At 58.8% G+C, this 14,369-nt stretch carries 12 protein-coding genes; 7 read left to right on the top strand and 5 right to left on the bottom strand.

Annotated elements, in window-relative coordinates:
• The gene (locus M9Q49_RS05860) at positions 1-639 is read right to left on the bottom strand and encodes a (2Fe-2S)-binding protein (RefSeq protein ID WP_254507777.1); all 639 of its coding nucleotides are present in this window, start codon (positions 637-639) and stop codon (positions 1-3) included.
• Between the two features lie 263 nt (positions 640-902).
• Between M9Q49_RS05860 and M9Q49_RS05855 the strand changes: the two genes are divergently transcribed.
• A complete protein-coding gene (locus M9Q49_RS05855) occupies positions 903-1,643 on the top strand; it encodes a DUF6817 domain-containing protein (protein WP_254507776.1) in 741 nt (246 codons plus the stop codon).
• A gap of 26 nt (positions 1,644-1,669) precedes the next feature.
• Here the strand turns inward: M9Q49_RS05855 and M9Q49_RS05850 are convergent, their stop codons facing one another.
• The 3 genes from M9Q49_RS05850 to M9Q49_RS05840 form a co-directional block, all read right to left on the bottom strand.
• Positions 1,670-2,638, bottom strand: a complete 969-nt coding sequence (locus M9Q49_RS05850) for a glycosyltransferase family 2 protein (protein ID WP_254507775.1) — start codon at positions 2,636-2,638, stop codon at positions 1,670-1,672.
• Between the two features lie 2 nt (positions 2,639-2,640).
• Entirely contained in the window at positions 2,641-3,636 is a 996-nt protein-coding gene (locus tag M9Q49_RS05845; RefSeq protein WP_254507774.1) for a glycosyltransferase, read from the bottom strand.
• A gap of 116 nt (positions 3,637-3,752) precedes the next feature.
• Positions 3,753-4,655 (bottom strand): hypothetical protein, encoded by a 903-nt coding sequence (locus tag M9Q49_RS05840; RefSeq protein ID WP_254507773.1) that lies wholly within the window; start codon positions 4,653-4,655, stop codon positions 3,753-3,755.
• A 304-nt stretch (positions 4,656-4,959) separates the two neighbouring features.
• On the opposite strand from M9Q49_RS05840, the gene M9Q49_RS05835 reads away from it, so the two are divergent.
• The 5 genes from M9Q49_RS05835 to M9Q49_RS05815 all read left to right on the top strand — a co-directional run bounded on the left by M9Q49_RS05835 (position 4,960) and on the right by M9Q49_RS05815 (position 12,328).
• Positions 4,960-5,826, top strand: a complete 867-nt coding sequence (locus M9Q49_RS05835; RefSeq protein ID WP_254507772.1) for a hypothetical protein — start codon at positions 4,960-4,962, stop codon at positions 5,824-5,826.
• Positions 5,827-6,224: 398 nt separating this feature from the next.
• Complete coding sequence (locus M9Q49_RS05830; protein ID WP_254507771.1) at positions 6,225-7,811, top strand: DUF1549 domain-containing protein; 1,587 nt, start codon at positions 6,225-6,227, stop codon at positions 7,809-7,811.
• 7 nt (positions 7,812-7,818) lie between these two features.
• The gene (locus M9Q49_RS05825; RefSeq protein ID WP_254507770.1) at positions 7,819-9,111 is read left to right on the top strand and encodes a DUF1501 domain-containing protein; all 1,293 of its coding nucleotides are present in this window, start codon (positions 7,819-7,821) and stop codon (positions 9,109-9,111) included.
• The gene (locus tag M9Q49_RS05820) at positions 9,108-10,172 is read left to right on the top strand and encodes a WD40 repeat domain-containing protein (RefSeq protein WP_254507769.1); all 1,065 of its coding nucleotides are present in this window, start codon (positions 9,108-9,110) and stop codon (positions 10,170-10,172) included. The genes M9Q49_RS05825 and M9Q49_RS05820 overlap by 4 nt, the downstream gene beginning before the upstream one ends.
• 101 nt (positions 10,173-10,273) lie before the next feature.
• On the top strand, positions 10,274-12,328 hold the full coding sequence (locus tag M9Q49_RS05815) for an alpha/beta hydrolase family protein (protein WP_254507768.1): 2,055 nt from the start codon (positions 10,274-10,276) through the stop codon (positions 12,326-12,328).
• Positions 12,329-12,816: 488 nt separating this feature from the next.
• On the opposite strand, the gene M9Q49_RS05810 is transcribed toward M9Q49_RS05815, so the two are convergent.
• Positions 12,817-13,269, bottom strand: a complete 453-nt coding sequence (locus tag M9Q49_RS05810; RefSeq protein ID WP_254507766.1) for a hypothetical protein — start codon at positions 13,267-13,269, stop codon at positions 12,817-12,819.
• Positions 13,270-13,409: 140 nt separating this feature from the next.
• Here M9Q49_RS05810 and M9Q49_RS05805 point away from each other — a divergent pair, with 140 nt between their 5' ends.
• Entirely contained in the window at positions 13,410-14,204 is a 795-nt protein-coding gene (locus M9Q49_RS05805; RefSeq protein WP_254507765.1) for a hypothetical protein, read from the top strand.
• The last annotated feature ends 165 nt before the right edge of the window (positions 14,205-14,369 follow it).

Below are 14,369 nucleotides of genomic sequence, written 5' to 3'. Positions count from 1 at the left end.
CTATGCGTCTCCTTTCACCAGCTTGACCGCCGCTTGAACGATGTTCACATAAGTGCCGCAGCGGCAGATATTGCCGTTCAGACCTTCGCGAATTTCTGTTTCCGTCGCTTTCGGTTTCTTATCGAGAAAGGCCTTCACCGCGACGACAAAGCCGGGCGTGCAGAAGCCGCACTGCTGCGCATCGCAGGCAGTGAACGCTGCGGGCACTTTGTCTTTCGCGAGGCTTTCGACCGTTTCGATCTGCTTGCCGACCATCGCAATCGCAAATAGCGTGTTGGCTTGCATCGGCTTGCCGTCGACGAGAATCGTCGCCGCGCCGCTGCTGCCATCGTTGCACACTGGCTTGGCGCCGGTCAGGTCGAGTTGATACCGCAGCACTTCGAGCAGCGTGGTCCGCGGCTCCGCTTTCACGCTGTGCGTCTTGCCGTTGACCGAAAGCTCGATCGTGGTTTCACCACTGACGATGCTCGTGCCGCCGCCAGCCGCTTGAGCAAAAGCTGTGGCCGACGTTTGCAACGTAGCTGCCGCTGCAACGGCGCCGCTGCCATGCAAAAACGCCCGCCGACTGAAACCTCCCGCCGTATCTCGGGACGCAACATCCCGTGAGGAGCGTTCCGGAGTATTCGTGCTGGGTGTCATTGGAAAGATTCCTTGTAAGACGCGAAGGGTTCGCAGATCGTGCCGCGGCACTCGTTGGAGAGTTTGATCACCCGCACGGGTTCACAGCGCGGGTGATTATTGCGGGTGGCTGTGCCAGAAGCAACCAAGCCGAGGACGCTGCGCAGAGATGTATGATCATGCCGTCGCGCGACATGATCGTGGCAGGATATTCCGCTAGCAATTTCAGTCTGGCTCGAATCGCGACCTCCGCGTATGCTTCGCCGCAAATCGGAGAAATTCGGATGAGCGTCAGCAGCGCAACACTGTTTTATCCCAAGCAATCGAACACCGGCTTGTACTGCCAACTGCACGTGGCTGGACACTCTGCCGAAGACATTTTGCGAGTGCGGCATGCCTATCGCATCGCCTGCAGTCTGTTCAACGGTCGCTTTCGGAAGACCGAACGGGCGTTCATTTGTCATGCGGTTGGGGCAGCTTCGGCGCTCACTCATTTCAGCCCGCGGGTCGACATGATCATCGCCGCCATGATGCACGCCGCTTACGACAGCGGGCAATTTCCCGACGGCAAGATTGGTTACTCGCCCGAGCATCGCAAATGGCTGCGCAACGAAATCGGCGAAGCAGCCGAGCAACTCGCGTACGACTATCAGCAGATGCACTTCGGCCCTGGCAAGCCCGAGGCCCATGCAACCAGCGGTGTCCCTGCCGAGCAGCGCGAGATTCTCTTTATGGCGCTGACGCACGAGGTCGACGATATGGCCGATGCTGGCTTTGCGCTCGCGCCGAAGTACGGCCGCTCCGTGGAATCGCGCGTGGCAGCGTGTGCCCAACTAGCGCGACAAATTGGTGAGGAAGAACTTGCCCAGACCATCGAAGGCCACGGCCGACAGTACCACGATGTGGAATGGCTACAGGCGCTGGAAATGAACGAGTGCGAAGGCTTCCGCATTGCGCCGAATATGATTTCGTACTTCCGCCTGCGGCGCGATTCGCTGCGCGGCAACGGTGTGAAAGTGTTCTAAGCAACTGTAGCTGAATTCGCCAGAATTCAGATGGTTGCGTCCAATTGCCCGCGCTGAATCCTGGCGAATTCAGCTACTTTGCGGACGATTCTCTCCGGTTGCAAATCACTCCGCCAGCTGCGGCGATTCGCCGAGCATTGGCGATAACCACTGGTCAGTTCGCTGAGCGAGAAGTTGAGCGAGGAGAAGTTGCGGTTGTCGCACAGCGACGCCCAGGCCTGCGCCCAGCGGCCACGAAGCACATCGGTCAGCAAGTGGCGGGCGATGTGATAACTGATCAGTTCGCGATAGCGGCTGGCGACCTGCGGATGTTCATTGAGCAGCGCGCCGAAGGCAGCCACATAGCCGGCCCGCGGCGCTGAGATCGAATCGGCTGACGGATGCTTGATCCAGTCGACATCCGCGAGCAATTGCACTCCTGAGTGCCGAGACAATCGCAGCAGCAACTCGCGATCCTGCATGCGACGAATTGCCGGCGCGAAGCCACCGACTCGCTGCAGCAACTCTCGCCGCGCCGTGATGCTAGTACCAGCGATGCAGATGCTATATCGCATCAGGGCTTGTTCAAGCTCATCGCCAGACAAGTAGACAGTAGGGTTGGCCGAATCGCATAGCTTGACGCCTTTCTGCGTTTGAAAGGAGCTCAACCAGAGCTCCGGTGCGTGAGCCGAGTCGCAGCGACGCACGGTCTTGGTGAGTCGCTCGGGCAGAAATTCATCGTCGGAATCGAGAAACGTCAGCCAGGGACTGCGGGCCTCTTCGATGCCGATGTTCCGCGCGACATTCGCGCCGGACCAGCGCGGCAGGCGAATGTAGCGGACCCGTGGATCGCTCAGCCCGCGCATGTAGCCTTCGCTATCGTCAGTGGAGCCATCGTCGACGATCAGATGTTCGTAGTCCTGCATCGATTGCCGCCGCACACTGGCGATGGCCCGCGGCAGCACGGCATGGCGATTGAACGTCGGCGTGATGATCGAAATGGCAGGCGTTGACATGATTAGTGATTTTCTACGTAGGCAGGAATTTGCTCGGGAACGTCACGCGTCAAACCAACCGCGGCCGCCATTTGGCCCAGCAGGGCCAGCGAATAAAACAAGCAGCCGAGGAACATCGCGCCGGGAACTTCCCACAGCGGCATGGCCACGGTTCGTGCTTTCGTGGCGATCCGTTTGAGGACTCGGCTTTCACTCTTGAACCAGAATTTCAAAGCGTTCAGCAACCGCCGCGACCGCGAGGTTGATTTCATGTCGGCAAATTTGCGATCAGCATCGCGGCCGGTAACCAGCGCTCGCCACAGTAGGAATCGCCAACCCTGCAGAGGCGCATGCTTGGCGTAGGCAGGGACTCGCAAGATGTCGCCGCCGTTGCTACGCAGCTGTTGCGTGAGCTTCGTGCAGCTCACCTTGAAACCGTTGTCGATCGGAAACGGATTGGCCCGCAGCCAGTCGGCGCGAAAGGCGCAGTTGTTCGCATTCAGCGGCCGGCGATTCGCGGCGCGATCGTCCCGCTCGCGGAGTGGAAAGATCCAAATCAGCGCGAGTGTCCGCGATAGAAAACTGCGATGACCAAGATACGTCAGGCCATTGGTCGCGAGCGTCGTGCTCTGCTGGAACGGTTTGAGCAACTGCGCCAGCCAACCAGGCTCCGGCAGCAGATCGGCATCGAGCAGCACCACGAGGTCGTTTTTCGCGCGCTGCAGTCCGGCGTTCTTCAGTTGGTAGTAGCGACCGTTGGGTACGTTCACGCATTCGAAGTCCGCCACTTCGACCAGCGTGGGAACATGCTTCTGCACGGCAGCGAGCAACGTGTCGTTGTCAGCCGGCACACCCGCTTGCGACAAAATCACCTGCGGTCGTGTGCCATCCGTCGGCCGATTCTCGCGAACTTGCTCGGCGAGCGTTTGCAGCATGATGGTGATTTCTTGCCAATCGATGCGCTGGGCATTCTCCATCTCGACGACCACGGAATAGGAAGGGAGCGAGCCGTCGGTCATCTTGTCACTCTTGCCACGATTCCGAGAAATCCGCGCAGCAGGATTCATGTGCGCTGCAGATCACGTAATCGTTATCGTCGCGGCAGGCCGCAAGGTTTAACAACCTTCGTTTGCTGTCACTGCTGCGATGGCAACCGCTCGGCCATCCACTCGTTCGATACGAACCGCCGCAGCGATCCTTGCAAGCAATTGCGCAGCGCCTCGGCCGTCTCCGGCTCGAGTTTTCCCAGTGGTTCGAAACTGCTCTTCGTGCGGAAACCGCCCCAGCCGAGGTCAAAATCCCAACCCGCTTGCCGGGCAGCGTCATTCACCCGTTCGATTAAACGGAGCGACCAAAAGAGCCCGAAGGTATCGCGGAAATCAAACCAAAGACGGTCGTAATCGTTGGGCGCCCGCGTTGGACTGCGCGATACCCACCAGGCCGCGATCACTGCCGTCGAAACGCAAAACAGGCCCGCCCATTCGCGTGACGCCAGGTATGGCTGAAAACTCCAGGGCAGCCATCGACCCAACCAGAACAACTGCCCCATGCCCAGCAAGAAGCTGCCGAGGAAATAGCGGGTCAGCAGAAAGTTGCACATCCCGCCCAGGATCAGCGCCAGCAGAAACCAACTCCGAATCGAGTTGAACTCCAAATCCTGGCCGGGATTCAGCAGTAGCACTTCGGCGGCTGGCAGCGCGATCATGCCCCACAGCGCCAGGACGACAAAGCTCCACGCCGAATGCTGTGGCCGTTTGGCCCCGATCAAGGCGACGAACGGACAAAGCGTTCCCGAGGCCGCGACGAAATGGAGTGCCCCATAGTTACCAAGAAACAGCCCAAAGCGGTTCTGCTCGGCAAACTCGCCAAAGATGTTGGCCGCCGCGACCACGGCAAACGTTCCCACCGCCCACGCCCACGGAATGAAGAGCATGGTCTCCACGGCCCGGCGATAGTAGCGCAGCAAAATGACGCCGGCCAGCAAAGTTGCCGTCAGCGTTAAAGTCACCGTCGCTGGGTTGGAGAAAAGCTCGGTCATCGCCTCATGGGTCACGCAATTCGGTGCCTGACAGCCTGTCGAGTATAGCCCAATTGCACGCAAAGTTTACGCTCTCCGCACGCCACTCACCCCCGCCGCGAATTTCTCCAAGAAACACCCGCCGCCGATTTGCAGCGCAGCGGTTCGACGCGCACTGTTGAGGTGTGGAGTCTTGCTGTCCGCCGCGCTGCCGCGATTCGACCAACTGGCATCCCAGCAAAAACCTGGGTCCTCCCAGAACCTCGAATCGCCACCCAATCCCACCTGCAGCCGCCGGACAGTTCCTCGCAATAGGAGTATGGATATGAAAGATTGGATTCTGGCTACGACGACTGCGCTGGTCGCGGTCGCGGGTTTGACGGTGTACTCGCCGCCGGCGAGTGCTGTCGAACCCCAGCGGGAAGCTGCCCCGCGAACAAAGATTTTCCCCACCGCCTATGCGTGGGCCAGCAGCATGCGTCAAGACGCGGCTGCTCCCGCGCCTGCCCTACGACCTGCCATTGCTGGCAACAACAGCATCGGCCACGTCGAGGAACGAGGCGGACCGATGATCGCCGAAACTGCTTGGAACCCCGAGCATCAGTACGCTGGCTATGTCTATTCGCCAGGTGCTTGCGATCACACTCCTCCCTGCGTAAATCACCTTTGGGATGGCTACTGCCAACGACCGCACCGTTGTAATCTCGGTCATCATCTTCATCGGTGCTGCGGCGTAGCGACCAATGGCTGCTCGACTTGTGGCGGCGGGGCGGCGATTTCCAGTGGCGATAGTGGCTGCGGTTGCGGCGGCGGCGTGAGCTTTGGCGGGTGTCACGGTTGCCGGTTGCATGGTACGCGGTACTTCAACAACCCGATTGGTTTCGGCGGTTGCTCGAGCTGCTCGACCTGTGCTGCTCCGGCTCCGGTTTGCAGCAGCTGCAACACCGGTTACGGCCTTGGTCACTTCGGCCACAAGTGCCGTAGTTGGTTTGGCAACTTATGTAACGCCTGCGACGGCGGCATGTCTTGCGGTTGCAGTGACGGCATTGGCGGTGGAATGATCGACGGCGGAGCGGGCAACGCTCCCGAAGTCGTGCCGACTCCTGCCAAAGACGTGCCGACACCGACCGCCGACGATGCGAAGAGTGCGCGGAAGACCATCAATCGTTATGTTCCCTGGAGCCTCAAATAGTCAGCTTTCGAGGCCTTCGAAAACTCAGGCCCAACTGACGCGATTCGATCGCACAGATTTGACGCTCATCAAGAACAGACGATCGCCGGGGCGAGTCCAATCGGACTCGCCCCTTTTTCGTTTCTTGCCCTAACCGCTGAACATTTCCTCCGCAGCGTCAGCAAGGCGCGAGGTAGCCCGACGCGTGGGCGAAGGATTGGACGCGTAGAGTTAGCTACCACCAACGTGCGGCAGCACTCCCGCCCGTACCGTTTCGATTCCCCATTCATTTGTAAATCGAACAAAAGTTGCTTCCGCCGGGCGATGCTGAATAAAATCGCGGAAGTTAGCTTGCTCGAAATCAGCCGCCAGGCGCTAGCCTCCGGCTCCTCCTGATCACCGCCGTGATAAGCCTTCCCATGCCAACAACCACGGACATCGCGCGACTAATCGCCCTCTTGTTCGTACTCTTATCCACAACGGCCTTCGCTGACGAACCGTTTCAAAAATCCGCTGCCGAGATCGATCGCCGCCTGGCCGAGCATTGGCAACACAAAAACATCACGCCGGCCGAAGCCGCGTCGGACGAAACGCTGCTGAAGCGAGTGTCGCTCGATCTGATCGGCCGAGTGCCGACACAGGCCGAGTACGAAGCACGCCTGCCGAGCGGCAAGCCGCTGGCCGAACGTTATTCGGCCATCGTAGCCGAGTTGCTCGACAGCTCCGAGTTCGCGCTCCACCAAGGCGCAATGCTCGACGAAATGTTGCAAGGCACTGCGGCAGGCAATGCTGAGTTCACCGACTATCTGCGCCGCAGCTTGCGTGAGGGAAAACCGTGGGACCAGCTCTTTCGTGAGTTGTTGGTCGGCCCTTGGGACACACCGGAGCGAAAACCGGCGGCGAGGTTTCTCGATGTGCGTGCCAAAGATCTCGACAAGCTGACTACCGACGCCACACGCGTCTTTTTCGGCGTCGATGTCTCGTGCGCTCGCTGCCACGATCATCCCCTCGTCGACGACTGGAAGCAGGACCACTACTACGGCATGGCGTCGTTCTTTCATCGCACCACTGGCGGCAAAGGCTCGATCGGAGAGAAGACCGAAGGCGATGTCACCTTCAAAGGGGCCGGCGGCACGCAGCAAGCTGCCCGTGTGATGTTTCTCTCTGGTCAGATCGCTGTTGATCCTCCCGACGTCGATGGTAAGAAACCGAAGGTTAGTCGCCGCGAGCAACTGGTGACAATCGCCCTCGGCGAACAAAAGTTTCTGAGTCGCGCGCTCGTCAATCGACTTTGGCAGCAATACTTCGGCCGCGGCTTGGTTCATCCGGTCGATCAGATTCACTCCGGCAATCCGCCGTCAGTTCCCGGTCTGCTTGAATGGCTCGCCGAAGACTTTGTGGCGAACGGTTATGACTTCAAGCGACTCACCGGCGCGATCGTGAGTAGTCGTGCTTATCAACTATCGAGTCGTTGGGAACACGCATCGACAATTCCCGACGAAGGCGACTTCGCCGTCGCGCGGTTGCAACATCTCACGCCGCGGCAGTATGCGTTTTCACTGCTCGTCGCGACGGGCCGGGCCGATTACTCACCGGCGAACGCGCTGGAGCAACGCGCCGAACGACTGGCGGGCGATAGCGCCAACAAGCGGATCACGCAGTACCTGGCCGTTGAGCAACAGGCGGCCGAATTGCTGTCTCAACTCGATCCGAAGGAGGATGGGCAGACGAGTGCAGCCGAGGCTCTCTTCCTTTCGAACAATCCTGCCGTGCAGAAATTGTTTGCCGTGGAAGCGAATACACTCGCCGCGAAATTGGCCGGAGTGGCAGATAGCAAGGAACTCGCCACTGCAGCCATTCGCGCCGTGTATGGCCGGGCCGCTGATAGCGCCGAAGTCGAACACCTCGCCGAGTGGATCAACTCGCAGAAAACATCGCGGCAGCGAACGTGCGAACAACTCGTGTGGGTCTTGTGTACTGCGGCAGAGTTTCGGTTCAAGCATTGAGACAACCATGAAGCATCTTTGCATACCAACCGAACACGTGCTCCATCGCCGGAGATTCCTCGGCGGTTTACTGAGCGGCGGTGCGGCTTCGCTGTCGCTCCCAGGTGTTTCCTTGGCTGCGGATCTGCCAGCCGCGGAGCAACTGAAGAAGCAGCAGAAACGCGTCCTTTTTTTGTGGCTGGCCGGCGGCTCGAGTCAGTTCGAAATGTGGGACCCCAAACCGGGCCGCGAAACCGGCGGCCCTTTTCGCGCGATTCAGACGGCGGTGAGCGGCTACCAGGTTTGCGAACTCATGCCGCGGCTGGCCACCCGGATGAACAAGCTCGCCGTGGTCCGTTCGCTGAACACGAAAATCTCCGAGCATTTTCAAGCCGCCGATCTGATGAGCAGCGGCTGGCCGAAGGAAGCCGCCCTCGAACATCCCGAGATCGGTGTCGTCCTCGCCAAGGAACTCGCGCTGCAAGGGAGCAAGCTTCCTGACTATGTTTCGCTCTTCACGACCTCCGAAGGTCGTCGTCGGCCGAGCCCGGGCTTTCTCAGTCGTCGTCACGCGCCGCTGCTGCTCGAAGGTTCGCTCCGGCCGAGCAACATCGAACTTCCGGCAGGCTTGAGTGACGCGCAGCACCTGGAGCGGGACAAGTTGCGCGCAGCGATCTCGCTCGACTTTGCGCAGCAGCGGGTCGGCGATGATCTGGTTCAAGGTTACAACGAAGCCTACTCGCGCGTGCGCGGTTTGATGAGCTCCGATGAACTCTTTGATTTGGAAAAAGAACCGACGGTGGTACGTGAGCGCTATGGCCGCACGCCCTTTGGCCGGCATTGCTTGCTCGCTCGGCGGTTGCTCGAAGCGGGCGTGCCGGTCGTGAAAGTGGCCCGCGGTTTTTGGGACAGTCATCATGACAACTTCGAAAGTCACCGCGAGCTCGTTCCCGACTTCGACAACGTCCTCAGCGTGCTGCTCGATGATCTCGACGAGCGCGGCTTGCTCTCTTCCACACTGGTGATCGTTCTTTCCGAATTCGGCCGCACGCCGAAAATCAATCAAGACGTCGGCCGCGATCACTTTGCCGATGCCTGGTCATGTGCGTTTGCCGGTTGCGGAATTCGCGGCGGCGTGATTCATGGCGAAACGAACGACGACGGCACGGCCGTGAAATCGGGCGAAGCCTCGGCGGCCGACGTTGCCGCCACGATCTTTGCCGCCGTCGGCATTGATCCGCAGAAGCACTATCAAGTCGGACAACGACCCGTGCCGCTGGCGAAGGAAGATTCTTCGCCGATCAAGGCGGTGCTCTCATGAGTATCGACGTGAAACTCGCCCGCTTGGTTCACACGGCCGAAGCGCCGGGCATTCTCTATGGCGGTTGTCTCGATCCGGCGACCGGCCATTACTATGCCGGCGGCGCCGATGGTTATGTCTATCGAGTCGCGACTCGCGGCGAACAACTTCAGGAGAAAGGAACGGCCGAGAAACTCTGGCGACATCACGACAACTATGTCGCCGGTCTCGCCTGGCACGATGGCGTAGTGATTTCAACGGGCTACGATCAGCGGCTCGTTTGGACCAAAGCGGACAGCGGCGAAAAGTTACGCGAAGTCGCCGCGCACGAAGGTTGGGTGCGGAAAGTCATTCTCGTGGGCGAAGATCGTCTTGCCACTGCGAGCGACGACATGCTGGTCAAGCTCTGGAATCGCAGCGACGGCAAGCTGCTGCACAACTGCGCGGGCCATGAGAAGCAAACCCCCGAAGGCTATTTGAATGCACTCTATGCACTCGCTGCTTCCGCCGACGGCCAGGTGATTGCCGCCGCCGATCGAAGCGGCGTTGTTCATGTGTGGCACGTCGCGACCGGCGAGCATCTTGTGCAATTCGAAGCGAAGACCTTTTACACTTTCGATGCCGAGAAACGCGCGCGAGCGATCGGCGGCATTCGTTCGCTTGCCTTCTTGCCCAACGGCTTGCTCGCCCTCGGCGGCATCGGCCAGGTGAGCAATGTCGATGGTTTCGTGGGGCCCTGTCGCGTCGAAGTTTGGGATTGGCAAACGGGCAAGCGCGTTGCCATCGGCACGGACAAACATCAAGCCATTTTCAATCACCTGGAATATCTCCCCGAGGAAAAACTTCTCATCGCTGCCGGTGGTGGCGACGGCGGGCCGATCATCGCTTTCTGGAATGAATCGCTCTGGAAACAAGCAGCCGAAGCACCTCTCTTCAAAGCAAAACCGAAAAGCCACATTCAGCATTTCGTCTTTGATCGTCAGGCAGAGCAGTTGCTCGCCGCCGGTCACAACGGCCTGCAAGTGTGGTCTTTCACGCCGCCGCCAACCAAAAATGACGGCGAAGTAAAGGATAAAAAGTAGCTGCGGGTATATCGCCCCTCGTTTTCGATCTGGGCCTTGAGGGCTATGCTGGCGTGCAGATTGACTGACTGAAATCTGCAACCAAACACGGAGGCTCTGGCATGTCGATACAGCGATTGCGGCTGTTTGTATTTCTTTTGCTCGCGACTTTGTTCGCCAATTCTTTCGCAGCGGCCCAAGAAGTTCCGCTCATTCCGCGAGCAAAGTTCTTCGGCAATCCCGAAAAGGCCCGTGCTCGTTTGAGCCACGACGGTAAGCGACTCGCTTACGTTGCGCCCGTCGAAGGGGTGCTCAATGTGTACGTGAGCAGCGACGACACGGCTGCCAACGCCAAGGCGATCACGTTCGACAAGCATCGCGGCATCACGCAGTACATGTGGGCTTACACGAACAAGCACATCCTGTATACGCAGGATAAAAACGGCGACGAAGACAATCACGTTTATGTCATCGACCTCGCGAGCGGCAAGACCACCGACCTCACGCCGATCGAAAAGATCGCCGCTCAGATCGAAGGCTTTAGCGAGAAGTTTCCTGAGGAAATCCTGGTCGGCATCAACGACCGCGGCGAGCGACATTACCACGACATCTGGCGGATCAATATCACGACCGGCGCGAAGAAGCTGGTGCAAGAGAATCCCGGTTTCGCCGGCTTCATGACCGACGATGACTATCGCGTGCGCCTGGCGATGAACTTCACGCAGACCGGCGGCCAGATTTTTCTGCAGCCGACCAAGGACAACCCGGGCGAAGACGACTGGAAGCCCTACCTCGAAATCGGCGTGCTCGACAGCATGACGACTTCGCCGGCCGGCTTCAATAAAGAGGGCGACAAGCTCTACATGCTCGACAGCCGCAACCGCAACACGGCGGCGCTGAAGCTGATGGACATCAAGTCGGGTAAGGAAGAATTGCTCGCCGAAGATCCGCGGGCCGATATCAGCGGCGCGATCGCTCATCCGATTCAAAAGACCGTGCAAGCCGTTAGCTACACCTACACGCGGACGCAATGGAAGATTCTCGATCCTGCCATTCAGCCTGACTTCGATTATTTGAAGACTGTTGCCGACGGCGAACTGCAGATCACCGGCCGCACGCTGGATGACAAACGCTGGACCATCGCCTACTTGATGGACAACGGCCCGGTGCGGTTTTACATCTACGATCGGGCTCCCGAGCGAAAGGTGACGTACCTCTTCAGCAGCAATCCTGAGCTCGAAAAGCTGCCGCTGGTGAAGATGCATCCACAGGTGATCAAGAGCCGCGACGGCCTTGATCTGGTGAGCTATCTCACGTTGCCGAAGAACAGCGATCCAGATGGCAACGGCCGGCCAAACGAGCCGCTGCCGATGGTGCTGAACGTGCACGGTGGGCCCTGGGCACGCGACGACTGGGGTTACGATCCCGAGCATCAGTTGCTCGCCAACCGTGGCTACGCGGTCCTCTCGGTCAACTACCGCGGCTCGACCGGCTTCGGCAAGGACTTTATCAACGCCGCCGATAAGCAATGGGCCGGCAAGATGCACGACGACCTGATCGACGCCGTGAACTGGGCCGTCGAACAGAAGATCGCTCGCAAGGACAAGGTCGCCATCACCGGCGGCAGCTACGGCGGCTATGCCACGCTGGTCGGCCTGACGTTCACGCCCGATGTCTTCGCCTGCGGCGTCGACGTCGTCGGCCCGTCGAGCCTGATCACGCTCCTCAGTAACCCGCCGCCCTACTGGATGCCCTTCATGCCCGTCATGAAGGTCCGCGTCGGCGATCACAAGAGCGAAGAGGGAATCAAGTTCCTCAACTCGCGCTCGCCGCTCAACTACGTCGAGAAGATCAAGAAGCCGCTCCTCATCGGCCAAGGCGCCAACGACCCGCGCGTGAAGCAACCCGAAGCCGATCAGATCGTGAAGGCGATGAACGAGAAGAAAATCCCGGTCACCTACGTCCTCTTCCACGACGAAGGCCACGGCTTCTCGCGCCCCGAAAATCGTTTCGCCTTCTACGCCGTGGAAGAAGCCTTCCTCGCCGAACATCTCGGCGGCCGCTTCGAACCCATCGGCGAAGCCTTCCAAGGCGCCGACTTCAGCGTCCCCAGCGGCACCGACCAGGTACCGGGCTTGGCGGAGAAGATGAAGGGCCGGCCGGCTGCGAGCAAGTAGCACCGTATCGCTCTTTGCGAACGGATGAATGTGACAACCAAATTGTCAATCAACTACTCACTATTAGATGCTCGGACCTGTCCAACTTAGGTCCGATCGCGCAAAGAATTGCTGAGAACCCGCAGTAATACTTCGACCGCGGGACGAAGGGTAGCCGCGAAACACAGCAACACGCCGCCCCCCTTTCATACCCCCAGATTATAACAGGTGATGCAGAATACGGTTTCATCTGCAAGTCTTTGCTGGGAAAGACTTAGGGACGAAAACTGCCTGCAATATCGCGCCCCAAATATCGCACTATATTGCCACTATTTCGGGTGATCGCAAGCGAGCTTCTGGTGAGCGAAAAATCGCTCGCTCATTTCGCTTTACGTCGCCTGAGGCGATCACGCTGACAGGCCATCCGGCTCAACAACGACACGGCAGCGCGGGCAACTATGGTCCGGCGTAGATGCGCCATCCTCCATTCCGCTAAGAGAACTCGCCTCTCACTTAAAACTCCCCGCCGGTCCAGCCGGCGGAGAAAGGAGTTCCTCAATTTGAGGCAGTGACTCCGCAAACATTCCCCGGTAGGAGAGAACCTCTTCCTTGAGGAGCAGGAGATCTTCCAACGAGATCGTTGGATCGACGGAGAGCATTTTTTTGAAATAGAAAATTGTGAGGGTGATCTTCGTTCGGAGATTACGAAAACCACAATCTTTCATAGCACAGAAGGCGAGTAACATCTCCTGGCTGGCACCGCCAACCAATGTAGACATCAGCTTCACCTCAGTGGCGAAAATGTGCATGGTCGCTTTGGCAAGATAGTCTTCTCCCGCTTGTGCAAGGCCTTTATCTAGTAGCCCGTCGATCTGAGCGGCTAGTTTGGCGGGGAATCTGCTCGATGCGACGTACACTTCTTGCGCCTCGGCGTAAAACCATTCGCAGAGAGTTGTATTCATTGCTGATCGTTTTCTCCTGCACCTATTTTGTGTGCAAGTCTCACCGTTCTCAAGAAGCGTCAAGTCATTGTCGTTGGTTTGAACGTAGAATGGGTCAACTGCCCGTCCTGCAGACACCTTGAAGCAGCTAGGAGAGGTGGATGACTCGCGATGAAATCCTGGCTGAAATTAACGCACGCGGCTTACAGCCCATCGCTTTTGAAGCACTTTGGGATGGAGACACGACGGGGTGGTTCGTTCGTTTCTCGGCGATCACCGCTGACTTGCAGACGCACTGTTTAACAGCGATCAGGCATGGCGGCGATCTCAGGCTGTTTAACGGCCAGGTTCCGCCTTGGCCTGAAGCAGCGACCGCAACTGAATTGGGGCAAGAAGTCGCCGCCCTCTTCCGCGCAGAGTTTTACTTTCCGTCGCCCGTTCATCCGGAGGATGCTTGCCCGCGCTGGATTGAGCGAGACAAAGGACAGCCATGCCAGCGATGCACGACGCTTCTGCTGCAGCCGGACTCTTGTCCGTGGCGAGGCGTTTGTCATCACTGTCATTCGCTGGAAGAGCAAGAATTGCGCACAGCGGGCTGGACAGAGGCCGAGCGTGCCGGGCCGAAGTGCCAGGTCTGCTTTAGTCCCGCGAGCGCAGGGTTGGGTGCCCGGCCAATTTGCGAAGAGTGCTTCGCCAAATACGAGGTTTACGCTTGCGAGCGCTGCGGGCTCATGCGGATGACTTTAAAAACTGCCGACCCCGTGGCGTTGTGCGCGAGTTGCAAAATCCAACAAACGGTCGATGCCCTAAGTGAAGAGCAGCGACAAGAGATTTGCCAAGCATTTTCCCAGGGAGAGTTGTGGGGTGTGAAGGTCACCAAGCAAGTCATGGGATGTTCGCTGCTAGATGCCCAGCATGCAGCGCAACTGATAAAGCGACAAGATCAGCAACAGTAGTGAAGTTGCAAGAAAACGAAAAACGGCCACGCTTTCGCGTGGCCGTTGTATTGCATTCGTAGGACGGACCATTGGTCCGTCCAGGGTGTGGGTACCGAGCCGAATTTGCTGCACTCGCGGCGTCAGGCCGGACCAATGGTCCGGCCTACGGAAGACGCACTCTTT

It is taken from the genome of Anatilimnocola floriformis, assembly GCF_024256385.1.
Taxonomy (GTDB): Bacteria; Planctomycetota; Planctomycetia; order Pirellulales; family Pirellulaceae; genus Anatilimnocola; species Anatilimnocola floriformis.
Note: the sequence above shows the minus strand (reverse complement) of the source record. Positions and strands in the feature narration are given on the sequence as shown.